The organism is Citrobacter sp. C13, assembly GCF_014596815.2.
Lineage (GTDB): Bacteria > Pseudomonadota > Gammaproteobacteria > Enterobacterales > Enterobacteriaceae > Citrobacter > Citrobacter portucalensis.
In genome coordinates this window covers 3,430,733-3,445,001 of sequence record NZ_CP115024.1, presented here as the reverse complement: position 1 = coordinate 3,445,001, position 14,269 = coordinate 3,430,733, and the positions used below count along the sequence as shown (strand labels likewise).

The window sequence follows — 14,269 nt, the reverse complement described above, 5'->3', positions numbered from 1 at the left end:
GCCTGATAAGGCGAGGCCGCCATCAGGCAACCCGCACCCTAATCACACCGTAAACGACTCTACCTTTTCGAATGCTGCGCGCAGTGTCTCCGGCGTTAACGCTACCGGCAGGGCGTGAATGGACTCCACCGGGCGCAGGGTGTGCGCAATCACTTTGTCGATTTCGGCGCGGTTATTGATGTCCACTTCCAGTTGAGCTAATCGGGTTGGCAGGTTGAAGCGCTGATAGGCGGTAATTAACTGCGCCAGCACGTCATCTTGTCCCAACAACGCACTCTGCACCAGGATGCCGTACGCCACTTTAGTGCCGTGTAAAAACTTCTCAGTTTGTGGGAGGACGGTCAGGCCATTGTGAACAGAATGCGCCGCCGCCACGCGGGTGTAGCGCTCGCCCAGACCACCAACCATGCCGCCTCCGGCAATAATTGCATCTACTACATCGCAAAACGTGCGGCTTAACGTGCCTTGTTGTTTGTCTGTCAGCGCCTGCTCGCTGCTTTCCAGCAGGACGTCGCGGATCGCCTGCGCGGCATCGATACCCAGACGAACAGTCAATGGCAGGTTTTCCGGCTGAGGCGCAAGAACGACGGCCTCGTACCATTTCGCCAGCGTATCGCCGATCCCCGCCAGTAAGTATTCTTCTGGCGCATTGAGAACGATCTCTGGCTCGACCAGCACGAGGAAATTGGCGTCAGGGAAAATTTCAAAATGCAGCGCCTGGCCCACATCGTTATACCAGACGGAGAGCGGCGTCCAGGCAGCGCAGGTCGCCGCAATCGTAGGAATACCGACAAACGGCAAACCCAGGCGACGGGCCAGCGCTTTAGTGGTGTCGAGCAATGTTCCGCCACCCACGCCAATCACCACACTACGATCCTCTCCCGACTCTTTTGCCAGTTGAGCAACATCGGTTTCGCTGCAATGTCCCGTAAACAGCAGACGTTTAGCCTCGGCGAGATGAAAAGCCTCTGGCAGATAAGGGCGGGCCGCATCGATGGCGCGCTCACCATAAACCCAGACGGCATGTGCGAGTTGGTCGGCAGTGAAAAAATCGTTGAGTCTTACCAGGCTGCCGGGATGGGAAAAATAGTTGGCCGGGCCGGTAACGACGCGAATCTCGGTATTACTCATGTTGTGTTGTCCTTTGGCTGTCCTGTCCAGGCAGGTTATTTTTATATAGACGTCTGAACGTCTTGATTGCCAAATACTAGCATCGTGTTATAGTGGCTTCAACCACAACATCACACGCTGGGATAACAATAATGAGTAATAACCCGCTGATTCCGCAAAGCAAACTGCCTAATCTGGGCACTACTATCTTCACGCAAATGAGTGCGCTGGCGCAGCAGCATCAGGCCATTAACCTCTCGCAGGGATTTCCTGATTTTGACGGTCCGCTCTTTTTGCAGGAACGTCTGGCGTATCACGTCGCGCAAGGTGCAAACCAGTATGCGCCGATGACGGGCGTGCAGCCGCTGCGCGAAGCCATCGCGGATAAAACGGCAGACCTGTACGGCTATAAACCCGATGCGAATAGTGAAGTGACCGTCACGGCGGGGGCAACGGAGGCATTGTACGCAGCCATCACTGCGCTGGTGCGTCCTGGTGATGAGGTGATTTGTTTCGACCCGAGCTACGATAGCTATGCGCCCGCGGTAGAATTATCCGGCGGGGTGGTTAAACGTATCGCGCTGCAACCGCCGGCTTTTCGCGTCGACTGGCAGGCGTTTAGTGCCTTACTCAGCGACCGTACCCGACTGGTTATCCTGAACACGCCGCATAACCCTTCTGCCACTGTGTGGCATCACGCCGATTTCGACGCGCTATGGCAGGCGATTAAAGAACGCGAGATCTTTGTCATCAGCGACGAAGTTTATGAGCATATCTGTTTCGCCAAACAGGGGCATGCCAGCGTGCTGGCACATTCAGAGCTGCGGGAACGCGCTATTGCTGTTTCATCGTTTGGTAAGACCTACCACATGACCGGCTGGAAGGTCGGATACTGCGTTGCGCCAGCCGCCATTAGCGCTGAGCTACGAAAAGTGCACCAGTATCTGACGTTTTCCGTTAACACGCCGGCTCAGCTCGCACTGGCGGATATGCTACGAGACGATCCGGCACACTATCGCGAACTGCCCGCGTTTTATCAGAAAAAACGCGACGTGTTGGTGAACGCGTTGCGTGACAGCCGACTGGAAATTCTGCCGTGTGAAGGCACGTACTTTTTACTGGTCGATTACAGCGCCGTTTCCTCGCTTAACGACGTGGAGTTTTGCCAGTGGCTGACCACTGAAGTGGGCGTTGCGGCAATCCCGCTGTCGGTGTTCTGCGCCGATCCTTTCCCGCATAAACTGATTCGCCTCTGTTTTGCCAAGCAAGAATCGACGCTGTTAGCGGCAGCCGAGCGTCTGGTTTCGCTGTAGCTATTTCACGGTCCAGGCTTTGGAGAATCGACGGTCGGCAAACAACGCTTGCAGGCCGTTGATTTGCTTCAGGCGTAACACCTCGTCGTTGTCCATACCGAGATCCTTGCCAATTTTTTCTTCACTCCATCCCAGTTGCGATAGCTCGCGGACAATCTCGGACATGGCGTGGATTTGATGACGCCCGCGAGCGCGGTTGTGGCGAATGGTTGCCGCCATTCGCTCATGGCGTTCGCGTTCTAAACAGGCAACCGGCAGATATCCTTTCAGCCTGGGCCTCAGTGAGGCTTTGGCTTTACCTAACTCGTGGCGGTGGAAACCGTCGACAATTTCGTATTCTTCAGCCGTTGAGTGAACCACTACAATGGGCTGCGTAAACCCGTCAGCCTCGAGGGACTTCAGCAGCAGCTTTTTCTCCGGTGGCGCAACGTTATTGGGGTTGTAGTCATTGGGTGAAATATGATCATTTTTAACCCAAAGTACGCAATCTACGGGCTCCTCGCGGAAGGGACTGACGCTGTGTATTGCCTTTCTGAATTCATTTATGGCTTCAATTCTCTCTGGTTCTGATAAACCAGAAAGAAAGCCGAGGAGTTCCTGAGTTAATCGTTGTTGCATAAGAGTCCCCATTCCTGGCGTTTTGTTTTCATGCGCTCATTGTAACGTTGATAGTTTTTGGGTTTCGTTGGACTAAATGAGAGAGCCCGGCACCAATAGTCGTTATTCAGCAGGACCTTGCAGATACGCCGCCACGACGGAATATCCACTGAACCAATATCTCTTTCCTGGGTTTGTGGGATATTCTCCATGCCTTTTTTCTTATACCACTGTAAATAGACGGCGATTTTATTGCGGTAATGTTCAGCGGTCGTTTCCGGCATACTCTTCAATAACAGCATGGCGTATTCCTGCCAGCTTAAATGTTCGGGTTTTAATATTTTGCGGTGACCGTAAAAATGGTTGTCCTGACCAGCATATATCCCGCCGCTTTTTACACCGCTGACGCGGGAGCACATCATTGCCCAGCGTTCAGGCTCAATAACATGGTAAAGCCACAGTCCCTGGCGTTGCTCTGGCCCAAAGGGTTCGCAGATGCGCATGTATCGCGTGGGAACACCCGCCTGATACATCAGGTTGTACAGGGGATTACAAGGGAGTCTTGATTTCGCAAACCACGTCCAGATGTCGGCGGTTTTCCAGTCATAAATCGGATAAATATACCAGGTATGCCCGCCGGGGGCGCTGGTGGTCCAGGGTTTATCATCGGCAAAACGCTGTTTATTCGAGTTCGCAATGGCGACGAAGCGATTATATGACTCATCGGCGCGGATCCCGACCATCATGGCGGCCGGTCGTTTCTGCGAAAACCACTCAGCAAACTCGCGAACAAATTGCTCGAAAGTCATACCGGGTTGGTAGAAAGAGAAATATTCGGGATCGGTAATGGCATCTGCAGGCGGTTGGCGCACCCATTGAGTGCCCGGTTCCCAGCATTGCCATTCAGGCTGAAACTGTGACAGTGAATTTTGCGTCGTCAGCGGCAAAGCGACCCAATAAAATTCTTCGATGACATCGGAATAACTCTCGCGTAGCGCCTGGACATAATCGATAGTGCAGGAAAACTGAACCTCCCAGTCGATAAATAAGACGTTTATTTTTTTCTGTAACTGACGGGCAATGGCGCTGGTCAGATGCAACATTAGCCCTGAATCTTTACCCCCAGAGAAAGAAACGCAGACACGCGGCAAGGTTTCAAGTGTCCATGCGATACGTTCCTGCGCAGCTTGCAGAACATTTTTATCCAGCGGTATTTTATAAACAGACATACAAAACCTATATCGAATTTTTATTATTTGCAACCATAATAAATGTCCGTAATAAAATAGGCTTTTTCTTGCGGCATGCAATATTTAAATGTATTAATTATTTGTATGCTATTGTGCTGTTGTATAATTCATGTGAATTTAAATGCGTTATCATTAACTATCTAAAGACAGTTTGTTTATGTAATCTGCAAAGGCTTTATTATTCAGTGATGCGCGGTTATACATGATGAATAATTTGATTTTTGGCAATTCAAAATCGGTTCTAATTTCTTTAAATTTCAATGCTGGTTGATAGAGTTCATAAATTTGTTTGGGGATTACACCAATAATATCCGTAGTGGCGATAACGTTAGCAATTGAGAGTAAGGAGTCGCTACTAAACCCCACTTTATGGAATGCCATCGATTCACTGGCACGGGAACGATAGTCTTTAATCCCCTGATCTTCAGAGGAAAAATATGTAAATTGCTCTTGCTGAATTTGTTTGAGCGTACTCGCTTCATTTATTCTGGGGTGGTTGCCGCTGCATACTAAAACACACTCAATGGTCTTGAACTGAGTGCATACAATAGACCGATTGTGGATCGGTGTTATTGAAATAACCAGATCGGCTTTACGATAGGCAAGGATATTTTCAGCCGATTCTGCTGACATCAATATATCATGATGCTCAATTTCAATATCTGAGTTTTCTCTGAGGTTATTAATTAAAGATGTCACATTCAGATTGGTTGTAATTTGCGGACTGTAGATTACAAATTTATTTTTCAGGCTGGAACCGTGCATAATATTAATGGTTTGTTCCAGATTATTAAGATTCTTTTCAAGGTGAAGATGAAGATTTACCCCTGTGACCGTGGGCGTAATGCCTTTGCCGGAGCGAATAAACAAGGGGTCGTTAAACTGTGTCCGCAGTCGCTGTAATGACTGGCTGACGGCTGAAGGGGTGATATACAGTGTGGCCGCAGCTTTACTGATGCTCAAATGTTGATAAATACATTCAAAAATTACCAACAGGTTAAGATCGAATTTTTTGAGGTCATAGAGGTTAGCCATGCATACCTTCCCGTGATGGTAATATGTTGAATAATTCAATTATTGAATAATTTAAATTCTAATCATTCTTAAAATTTATGCTTGTGTACTTAATGAATAATTAACTTAAACTAAAATAACACAGATTGCGTGATGGTTACGATAAAAATACATTTAAAAGAGTGATTGAAATGAGAACCATAACAATCACTCATTCTGTTACCTTTATTTATTTCCCATAATAATATTTAATTTATCTTTATCGGGTAATCCCACTTCCTGTTGTAACGTATCGTCTTTACTCATGTAGTAGATAGCAGGCGTCACATTAGCACCTAAATCATCCATGAGTTTTTGGTTGATATTCAGTACCTTCATCTGTTCAGGATGGACCGAAGTCGGGATTTCCAGCTTCATTTTCCCGCCGGAGGCTTCATAGTCATGCCAGGTTTTAGCCGGATCTTTAGTTGCGAGGATCGCTGCAGCAGTTGCTGGACTTTCGGGTTTGATCACGCCAACCAGCAGTGTACGTAGCTGAACTTTCCCGGAATCTACCCACGGACGCGCCTGCTGCCAGAACTGTTTGCAATAGGGGCAGAAAGGATCGGCAAACACGTAGACAATGACCGGGGCCTCTTTTTCCCCGTCCAGAATCCACGACGCTTTTTCCATTCGCTGCCACATCTCACGTCCGGCAGGGGCATAGATCTCTTTTTCTATGAGCGCATTACTGAGGTTTTCGCCTTTTTCATTATACATGTAGCCGGAGATGGCATGTTTACCGTCAGGTGTGACATAGATAGTGACCCCCATGTCCTGGTATTTTCCCAGATAGCCTTTCATTCCTCCCGGCGCGTCGAAGGGCTTCAGGATGGTAATTCCCTGTTTCTCAATGGCTTTAACTGGGGCAGGGAGCTCCTCTGCGTGCACGATAGCGGGGAGAAGAGTTAAGAGTAAGGTGCGTTTAAACATTGATTTTCCTTATAAAATCAGCAGGAAAGGGGGCTTGATTGCAAAACCTATCACAGCCATAGGTAAGATCGACGGTCTGTCGATTGCCCTTTCTTTAGTTGGGTGATGTAATCCCCATCGCTGTTACGACCTTTGTTAAGGTAATGTAGAGCGCAACACATAGCCAGCCCTGCTGGCACTGACGTTACCTGCGGGTAGCTCGGGTAATGAGGCTCCCTGCAAAGGGGGCCTTTTTTACTTTTATCTTTAGGTTCACAACATGAGTTTGAGTGGGTTGTTAGTTAACGCTTATTGATTTGATAAAGGAAACGCATTAGCCCTGCGAAGAGATTTTCGTTAACTTATCTCTCAACGAAAACACGGAGGAAGTACAGATGTCTTTGATTAATACCAAAATTAAACCTTTCAAAAACCAGGCGTTCAAAAACGGTGAGTTCATCGAAGTAACCGAGAAAGATACCGAAGGTCGCTGGAGCGTCTTCTTCTTCTACCCGGCTGACTTTACTTTCGTATGCCCGACCGAGCTGGGCGATGTGGCTGACCACTATGAAGAACTGCAGAAACTGGGCGTAGATGTGTATTCCGTGTCTACCGACACCCACTTCACCCACAAAGCATGGCACAGCAGCTCTGAAACCATCGCGAAAATCAAATACGCGATGATCGGCGACCCGACTGGCGCCCTGACCCGTAACTTCGACAACATGCGTGAAGATGAAGGTCTGGCTGACCGCGCAACCTTCGTTGTTGACCCGCAGGGTATCATCCAGGCAATCGAAGTTACTGCTGAAGGTATCGGCCGTGATGCGTCTGACCTGCTGCGTAAAATCAAAGCCGCACAGTACGTCGCTTCCCACCCAGGTGAAGTTTGCCCGGCGAAATGGAAAGAAGGTGAAGCAACCTTAGCGCCATCTCTGGACCTGGTTGGTAAAATCTAAGTCGCGTAGTTTGTAGGCCGGATAAACGTAGTGCATCCGGCATTCCACAGGCGCAAATTTGCGCCTGTTTCATTCCAGCACCATGACGCAAGTTGCATTAATGCAGTCCCGCAAAATCGGCTTGCATGATGATGTTTTCAGAGAGGGAAGAAGAATGCTCGACACAAATATGAAAACCCAGCTCAGGGCTTACCTTGAGAAACTGACCAAACCTGTTGAGCTGATTGCGACGCTGGATGACAGCGCTAAATCGGCAGAAATCAAGGAACTGCTGACTGAAATTGCTGAACTGTCAGACAAAGTCACCTTCAAAGAAGACAATACTCTGGCGGTGCGTAAGCCATCGTTCCTGATTACTAATCCTGGTTCTCAGCAGGGACCGCGTTTTGCCGGTTCTCCGCTGGGACATGAGTTTACCTCTCTGGTGCTGGCGCTGTTGTGGACTGGCGGCCATCCCTCAAAAGAGGCGCAGACGTTGCTGGAGCAGATCCGCGATCTCGACGGTGATTTTGAATTTGAAACCTATTATTCGCTTTCCTGCCATAACTGCCCGGATGTGGTGCAGGCGCTGAACCTGATGGCGGTGCTGAACCCACGTATCAAGCATACGGCGATTGACGGCGGTACATTCCAGAACGAAATCACCGATCGTAACGTGATGGGTGTTCCGGCGGTATTTATGAACGGCAAAGAGTTCGGTCAGGGACGTATGACGCTGACTGAGATCGTGGCGAAAGTGGATACTGGCGCAGAAAAACGTGCGGCTGAAGAGCTGAATAAGCGCGATGCTTATGACGTGTTGATTGTCGGCTCTGGTCCTGCAGGTGCGGCGGCAGCGGTGTACTCTGCACGTAAAGGCATTCGCACCGGTCTGATGGGCGAGCGTTTTGGCGGTCAGGTTCTTGATACTGTAGATATTGAAAACTACATCTCGGTGCCGAAAACCGAAGGTCAGAAACTGGCAGGCGCGCTGAAAGCACACGTTGATGATTATGATGTTGATGTGATCGACAGCCAGAGCGCAAGCAAACTGGTCCCGGCAGCGCAGGAAGGCGGTCTACATCAGATTGAAACGGCCTCCGGCGCGGTGCTGAAAGCACGCAGCATTATCATCGCCACCGGCGCGAAATGGCGCAACATGAACGTTCCGGGCGAAGATCAGTATCGCACCAAAGGCGTAACCTACTGCCCGCACTGTGATGGTCCGCTGTTTAAAGGCAAGCGTGTTGCGGTGATTGGCGGCGGTAACTCCGGCGTTGAAGCGGCTATCGACCTGGCAGGTATTGTTGAACATGTGACGCTGCTGGAATTTGCTCCTGAAATGAAGGCCGACCAGGTGCTGCAAAATAAGCTTCGCAGTCTGAAAAACGTCGACATCATTCTGAATGCGCAAACGACAGAAGTGAAAGGCGATGGCAGCAAAGTTACTGGCCTGGAGTATCGTGACCGTGTGAGCGGCGATGTTCACAATGTGGAACTGGCAGGTATCTTTGTTCAGATTGGTCTGCTGCCGAACACCAACTGGCTGGAAGGTGCCGTTGAACGTAACCGTATGGGTGAAATCATCATCGATGCCAAGTGCGAAACCAGCGTGAAAGGCGTTTTCGCTGCCGGCGACTGCACCACCGTACCGTATAAGCAGATTATCATCGCGACAGGTGAAGGTGCGAAGGCCTCGTTAAGTTCGTTTGATTATCTGATTCGCACGACAGTAGCATAAAAAAAGTAAGACTCACCTGCACTATAAAAACCCCTGTCAGGCGTTAACCTGGCAGGGGTTTTCTTTATCAAATCAGTGGCTGTTAACGAACAACCAGCACTGGCAAAGTCGCGTGACGGACAACGCTGGAAGCGTTTGAGCCGAGCAGATGGGTGCTGATTGATGGGTTACGCGACCCAATGACAACGACATCCGCATTCAACTCTTCACCCAACTCGTTGACCACGTCACGTACGCTGCCAAAGCGGACATGTTGTTTAATACGGGAAGGATCGATGCTGAAGTGACCGACCATCGTTTGCAGACGGGTTTCCGCTTCGTGTTGCAGATGTTCTTCAAAACGACGGACATCGGCTGCAAAGCGGTGCAGGCTTAAGCTCGCTGAGCCTGGCAGCACATGCAGCAGATGGATAACCCCTTTATCCTGGGCCAGAAATTCTGCATGGCGAATAGCCTTGTCGCTCAGTTCCATTTCGAATACATCAACAGGCATTATGATTGTGTTGTACATAAACATTCTCCTTGTCATTACATGAACACATAACAGCATAGTATTAAAAACGATTCTGTCAGTCACGACACAGATTTATGTTTTGCGAACAGGAAAGAAAGCGAGGAGCAGGGAGATCTAACCGGAAAGAGGATGCGGATGCATCCCCTGTAAGATAAAGCGAGTGGCTTTGATAAGACAGAGTTAGCGCAGGTAGTCGCCTGCAGCTTCAGGCTGGTACTCAAGCTCGATAACTTCGAGGTGCGTTGAGGTCCCGCCTGGCAGTTCCCAGTGAATGGTATCACCAACGCGCAGCCCCAGAAGTGCAGCGCCGACAGGTGCCATTACCGAAAGCTGTGTGTTGCTGTCAGTCATAGTGGCCGGATACACCAGGGTACGCACACGGACTTCGCCATCACTCAGATTGCGGAATTTCACGCGGCTGTTCATGGTCACGACGTCGTGCGGCATGGTTTCTGGAGAACACATTTGGGCACGATCCAGCTCGGCGTTAAGGGCGTCGGCAATCGGTAAACCAGCAAACGCAGGTTGCTCCAACAGGCGGTCAATGCGTTCTGCATCGAGGTCGTTAATGATGATAGTTGGTCTGGACATTTATTACTCCATGTCGTCGATACTGCGGGTGCGCAGGTAAATAATCCCAAAAGAAAACCCTCACCGTCAGGCGGCAAGGGTTTAGCTTTTATGATGATACTGAGACTTACCCCATGTTTGAAGTGATTTAGTTCACATTCAGGTAAATCATCAATATTGTCGCATATGGTGTGATTTTAGCCGAAAAACGTGATCGTTCTCCAATTTGCATTATGCTTTTTAAGCGCTCGCTGCGGGCGCGTCAAACAACTCAGTGTTCCGCGACAGGAGATCTCATGAGCCAGTACGACAAACTTACCTTGAAAGACGGCAGCTATTTGCATTTTAAAGACTGGGGAAGTGGACAACCTATTGTGTTCAGTCACGGTTGGCCGCTGACGGCAGACGCGTTTGAAGATCAGATGCTGTTCCTTGGATCGAAAGGATTTCGTGTGATCGCCCATGACAGGCGTGGACATGGGCGTTCGGCCCAACCCTGGGATGGTCATCATATGGATCAGTATGCTGATGACCTGGCTGAACTTACCGCGCATCTCAATCTTAAAGATGCCGTACATGTTGGACACTCTACCGGCGGTGGGGAAGTGGCTCGTTATATTGGCCGGCATGGGACGCAGCGGGTGGCAAAAGCGGTGTTAATTGGCGCAGTGACGCCCATCATGATCAAGACTGACTTTAACCCAAATGGCGTGCCGAAAGAGGTATTCGATGGCATCCGTGAGGGGGTTGTGAACGATCGCGCCGCCTTTTTCTATGAGCTGACCGCTGCATTCTATGGCTACAATCGTCCTGGCGCAAAAGAGTCGAAAGCCGTTCGCGAAAGCTTTGTTGAACAAGGTTTACAAGGTTCCATCAAAGCATTGTACGACTGTATACACGCGTTTTCGGAAACAGATCTGCGTGAAGACCTCAAAAAGATGACCATCCCGACGCTGGTGATCCACGGTGATGACGATCAGATTGTCCCGTTTGAAACCTGCGGAAAGGTCGCGGCGGAAATACTGCCGGACTCGCAATTGAAGGTATATGTCGGCGGCTCGCATGGCATTTGCACCACCCATAAGCAACAGATCAACGGTGACCTGCTCAACTTTATTCAGTCGTAATCGTTGGCAGATTGTTCTACGCTGATCTTCTTTTTCCAGGGGGATGAGCGAAGCATAATTTGTGCTGCGCTGACGTTAACTTCAACAGGGAACGCTATGTATTTCTATCAACCGTCACAGGGACACGGCTTACCGCATGATCCGCTAAATGCCATCATTGGACCGCGCCCGATTGGCTGGATTGCGTCGCGTGACAGCAACGGTCGGCACAATCTGGCACCATACAGTTTCTTTAACTGTTTCAACTATCACCCGCCGATTATCGGTTTCGCCAGCAGCGGCTGGAAAGACAGCGTGCAGAATATTATCGAAACCGGTGAATTTGTCTGGAACCTGACGACTCTTGAGCTGGCCACTGCGATGAACGAAACGTCAGCCAGCTTGCCGCACGGTGAGGACGAGTTTTTTGCCGCCGGGCTTAGCAAGGCAGATAGCCGGATAGTCAACGTGCCGCGCGTGGCGCAAAGCCCGGTCAATTTTGAGTGTCGTTTATCGCAAACTCTGCAACTAACTACTGCTGATGGCTCACCGGTTGATACCTGGCTGGTGTTGGGGGAAGTGGTAGGCATTCACATAGATGAAACGCTCCTGGAAGACGGCATCTATCAGACGGCGAAAGCGAAGCCGGTGCTGCGTGCAGGTGGGCCAACGGCGTATTATTCGATCAGTGAAACACACCGTTTTGATTTAGTTCGCCCGGACGCCCGTGCAAAACGCTAAGTTTACGGACCGACGCCAGCTCGCAGCGTCGGTCGCAAGTTTCAGTATCCGACTTTGTCGATAATAAACTGTTTACCGCAGTTACCCGGATGCGGTTGCGGTAAGAATGACTGGGCAGATAACGTCTGGTTGATGTTGTCGGCTTTCAGGGATAACTGGATCTCAGTGAGATACGCTGGATTACCGTGGCAGCTTAGCTTCACAGCTTTGACGTTCTCTTTGCCCCAGCTTTTGGCAACGGCGGCGTCAAATGCGTTACGGCTGACGGTTTTGCCGTAGTTTTCCGCCAGGAATTTGCCCACCTCGCTGTTCTTAACCTCATTATTCAGCCGTACCATAGTGCCGAAGTATGTGTCGGGATCAAAACCGAAACACGCGCCATGTTTGGCATATTCGTAACGTTCCAGACAGGATCTCCCTCCAGCACCGGGCATTACAGCGCTGAGTTTTGCCGCGCTTTCCAGCGACAGTCCGGTTTCGGGGGCCGCGCATTTACGGCTTGCGCGGGCTTCAGGCAGGTTGGGAATGGGGCGAGTCGCGCAGCCAAAACGCATCCAGCGGCGGTTATCCACTCCGCGGGCGGCGATGGATTTAGGCAGGCTGGGCCATAAACCGTGAACGGTCAGGAAATCCGCTTTGTCTGCGCTCTCTTTTTGCAAACGACATTCGTCAGGCTCCTGACGATTACGCTCGTGTTGGCTCTGACAAAATCCGGTTTGCCAGGAGAGAGCCAGCACGTAGCTGTCAAAATCAGCGTACTGTTTTGCCTGAAGTTCATCGGCTTGAGCTGCAGAAACTGGCAGCAGGAGTGCTGCCAGCAACGAAGAATAACGCCATGTTGATGTCATGATGATTTCGGACACTTATATAAATTCTGAATATCATCTATTTAATCATAAAAAATGCCAGTCAGGTTTAGCTGACTGGCATCATTTTCATCAGGCGTGAACCGGGATGATTAGCTCCACATTGCCAGAATCGGCCAGCCGACCAGCAGAAGCATAGCGATGTAGATAACGCCGAAGATAGCACCCAGACGCCAGTAGTCTTTGGACTTCACATAACCACAGCCGTAGATGATAACGCCAGGGCCTGTTGCATATGGAGTCAGACAGCCCATGATACCGATGGACAGTACCAGCAGGATACACAGGTGTTCCATCGGGACGCCCGGGATACCTTTACCGACGGCCAGAATAACCGGCAGCATGGTGGCGGTGTGAGCGGAAAGGCTGGCAAACAGGTAGTGAGCAAAGTAGAACACCAGTACCAGAACGATCACGGTCGCGTTAGGCGAGAAGCCTTCCAGGTGCGTGCTCATAGTGTTGGCGAACCAGTCGATGAAGCCTGAACGGGTTAAACCATTCGCCATAACGACCAGCGTGGCGAGGTTAACCAGAGTGTTCCATGCGCTGTTATAACGGGTAATGTCTTTCCACGGTACAACGTGCAGCGCCAGCATCAGGGAAACAGCCAGCAGGCCCACTGCGGTTGCATCAATCAGTTTACCACCGAAGACCCACAGACCCAGACTGAGCAATACCAGACCGATCAGCGTTATCTCTTTACGGGTCAGTTTACCCATGCCTTTCAGTTCATCACCGGCCCAAGCGGCAACTTCAGCACTGTGAGTAACTTCTGGTTTGTACAGAACGTATGACAGCCACGGAGCAACGATCAGCAAAATAATACCGACCGGCAGGAAGCTAAGGAACCACTGCAACCAGCTGATTTGAATACCGGCAATTTTGTTGACGAATTCCAGACCCAGTACGTTAGGTGCAGCGCCGGTCACGAACATCGAGGAGCTCAGGCTGGTACTGATGACCATCATCCACATCAAATATCCACCGATACGGCGCGCGGAAGGATCGTTCGGGAATGATTTAAACAACGGCGGCAGGTTTTTGATTACCGGGAATACGGTGCCACCGGTACGCGCGGTGTTAGATGGAGTAAACGGTGCCAGCAGAATGTCGATGATAACAATCGCATAGCCAAGCGTCAGGGTACGTTTACCCATGAATTTCACCAGGAACAGCGCGATACGACGGCCCAGACCGGTGACTTCATAACCCAGTGCGAAGATAAACGCACCAAACACCAACCACACGGTGGTGCTGGAGAAGCCAGCCAGACCCCATTTCAGCGCTTGCTTGCCCGCTTTAAACGCCGGGTCGGCCAGTTCTGAAGCATCAAACAGCAGATAGTTGCTGCCGATAACGCAGATCGTTACGGCGATAAAGCTGATCGCTGTTGCCGGGATTGGCTCAAGGATCATACCGACAATCATTGCCACGAATACGGCAAAGTAGTGCCAGGCCTGTGGAGGCATTCCATCAGGGACGGGGATAAGAAACATGACACCCATTACGACCAATGGAGCCAGTAACTTCCATATTTTATCTTTTGCTAAAGACATGT

14 protein-coding genes are annotated in these 14,269 nt (G+C 50.3%); 5 read left to right on the top strand and 9 right to left on the bottom strand.

Going from position 1 to position 14,269, the window contains the following annotated elements:
• Positions 1 to 42: 42 nt before the first annotated feature.
• The gene (locus tag IB222_RS16640) at positions 43 to 1,131 is read right to left on the bottom strand and encodes an oxidoreductase (RefSeq protein ID WP_149384114.1); all 1,089 of its coding nucleotides are present in this window, start codon (positions 1,129 to 1,131) and stop codon (positions 43 to 45) included.
• 131 nt (positions 1,132 to 1,262) lie between these two features.
• Between IB222_RS16640 and IB222_RS16635 the strand changes: the two genes are divergently transcribed.
• Positions 1,263 to 2,423, top strand: a complete 1,161-nt coding sequence (locus IB222_RS16635) for a pyridoxal phosphate-dependent aminotransferase (RefSeq protein WP_149384115.1) — start codon at positions 1,263 to 1,265, stop codon at positions 2,421 to 2,423.
• Here IB222_RS16635 and IB222_RS16630 read toward each other — a convergent pair whose 3' ends face one another.
• The 4 genes from IB222_RS16630 to dsbG all read right to left on the bottom strand — a co-directional run bounded on the left by IB222_RS16630 (position 2,424) and on the right by dsbG (position 6,256).
• Entirely contained in the window at positions 2,424 to 3,041 is a 618-nt protein-coding gene (locus IB222_RS16630; protein WP_149384116.1) for a ParB/RepB/Spo0J family partition protein, read from the bottom strand.
• Positions 3,026 to 4,249 (bottom strand): phosphoadenosine phosphosulfate reductase, encoded by a 1,224-nt coding sequence (locus tag IB222_RS16625; RefSeq protein WP_149384117.1) that lies wholly within the window; start codon positions 4,247 to 4,249, stop codon positions 3,026 to 3,028. The genes IB222_RS16630 and IB222_RS16625 overlap by 16 nt, the downstream gene beginning before the upstream one ends.
• A 153-nt stretch (positions 4,250 to 4,402) precedes the next feature.
• Positions 4,403 to 5,305, bottom strand: coding sequence for a LysR family transcriptional regulator (locus IB222_RS16620; protein ID WP_149384118.1), 903 nt, complete (start codon positions 5,303 to 5,305; stop codon positions 4,403 to 4,405).
• Positions 5,306 to 5,509: 204 nt separating this feature from the next.
• Positions 5,510 to 6,256: a thiol:disulfide interchange protein DsbG gene (dsbG, locus tag IB222_RS16615; protein ID WP_149384119.1), complete on the bottom strand. Its 747-nt coding sequence runs from the start codon at positions 6,254 to 6,256 to the stop codon at positions 5,510 to 5,512.
• 374 nt (positions 6,257 to 6,630) lie between these two features.
• Between dsbG and ahpC the strand changes: the two genes are divergently transcribed.
• Positions 6,631 to 7,194 carry an alkyl hydroperoxide reductase subunit C gene (ahpC, locus tag IB222_RS16610; protein WP_002894394.1) on the top strand — a complete coding sequence of 188 codons (564 nt, stop codon included), beginning with the start codon at positions 6,631 to 6,633 and terminating at the stop codon, positions 7,192 to 7,194.
• A 154-nt stretch (positions 7,195 to 7,348) separates the two neighbouring features.
• Positions 7,349 to 8,914, top strand: coding sequence for an alkyl hydroperoxide reductase subunit F (gene ahpF, locus IB222_RS16605; RefSeq protein ID WP_149384120.1), 1,566 nt, complete (start codon positions 7,349 to 7,351; stop codon positions 8,912 to 8,914).
• An 82-nt stretch (positions 8,915 to 8,996) separates the two neighbouring features.
• Here the strand turns inward: ahpF and uspG are convergent, their stop codons facing one another.
• A complete protein-coding gene (gene uspG, locus IB222_RS16600) occupies positions 8,997 to 9,425 on the bottom strand; it encodes a universal stress protein UspG (RefSeq protein WP_003022101.1) in 429 nt (142 codons plus the stop codon).
• 183 nt (positions 9,426 to 9,608) lie between these two features.
• The gene (gene rnk, locus IB222_RS16595; RefSeq protein ID WP_003831264.1) at positions 9,609 to 10,019 is read right to left on the bottom strand and encodes a nucleoside diphosphate kinase regulator; all 411 of its coding nucleotides are present in this window, start codon (positions 10,017 to 10,019) and stop codon (positions 9,609 to 9,611) included.
• A gap of 275 nt (positions 10,020 to 10,294) precedes the next feature.
• Between rnk and IB222_RS16590 the strand changes: the two genes are divergently transcribed.
• A complete protein-coding gene (locus IB222_RS16590; protein WP_003831266.1) occupies positions 10,295 to 11,125 on the top strand; it encodes an alpha/beta hydrolase in 831 nt (276 codons plus the stop codon).
• A gap of 96 nt (positions 11,126 to 11,221) precedes the next feature.
• Positions 11,222 to 11,845 (top strand): flavin reductase family protein, encoded by a 624-nt coding sequence (locus tag IB222_RS16585; RefSeq protein ID WP_063940716.1) that lies wholly within the window; start codon positions 11,222 to 11,224, stop codon positions 11,843 to 11,845.
• Positions 11,846 to 11,886: 41 nt separating this feature from the next.
• Here the strand turns inward: IB222_RS16585 and rna are convergent, their stop codons facing one another.
• The gene (gene rna, locus IB222_RS16580; protein WP_126318859.1) at positions 11,887 to 12,693 is read right to left on the bottom strand and encodes a ribonuclease I; all 807 of its coding nucleotides are present in this window, start codon (positions 12,691 to 12,693) and stop codon (positions 11,887 to 11,889) included.
• A 110-nt stretch (positions 12,694 to 12,803) separates the two neighbouring features.
• Positions 12,804 to 14,267 carry a citrate/succinate antiporter CitT gene (gene citT, locus IB222_RS16575; RefSeq protein ID WP_003831271.1) on the bottom strand — a complete coding sequence of 488 codons (1,464 nt, stop codon included), beginning with the start codon at positions 14,265 to 14,267 and terminating at the stop codon, positions 12,804 to 12,806.
• Between the last annotated feature and the right edge of the window lie 2 nt (positions 14,268 to 14,269).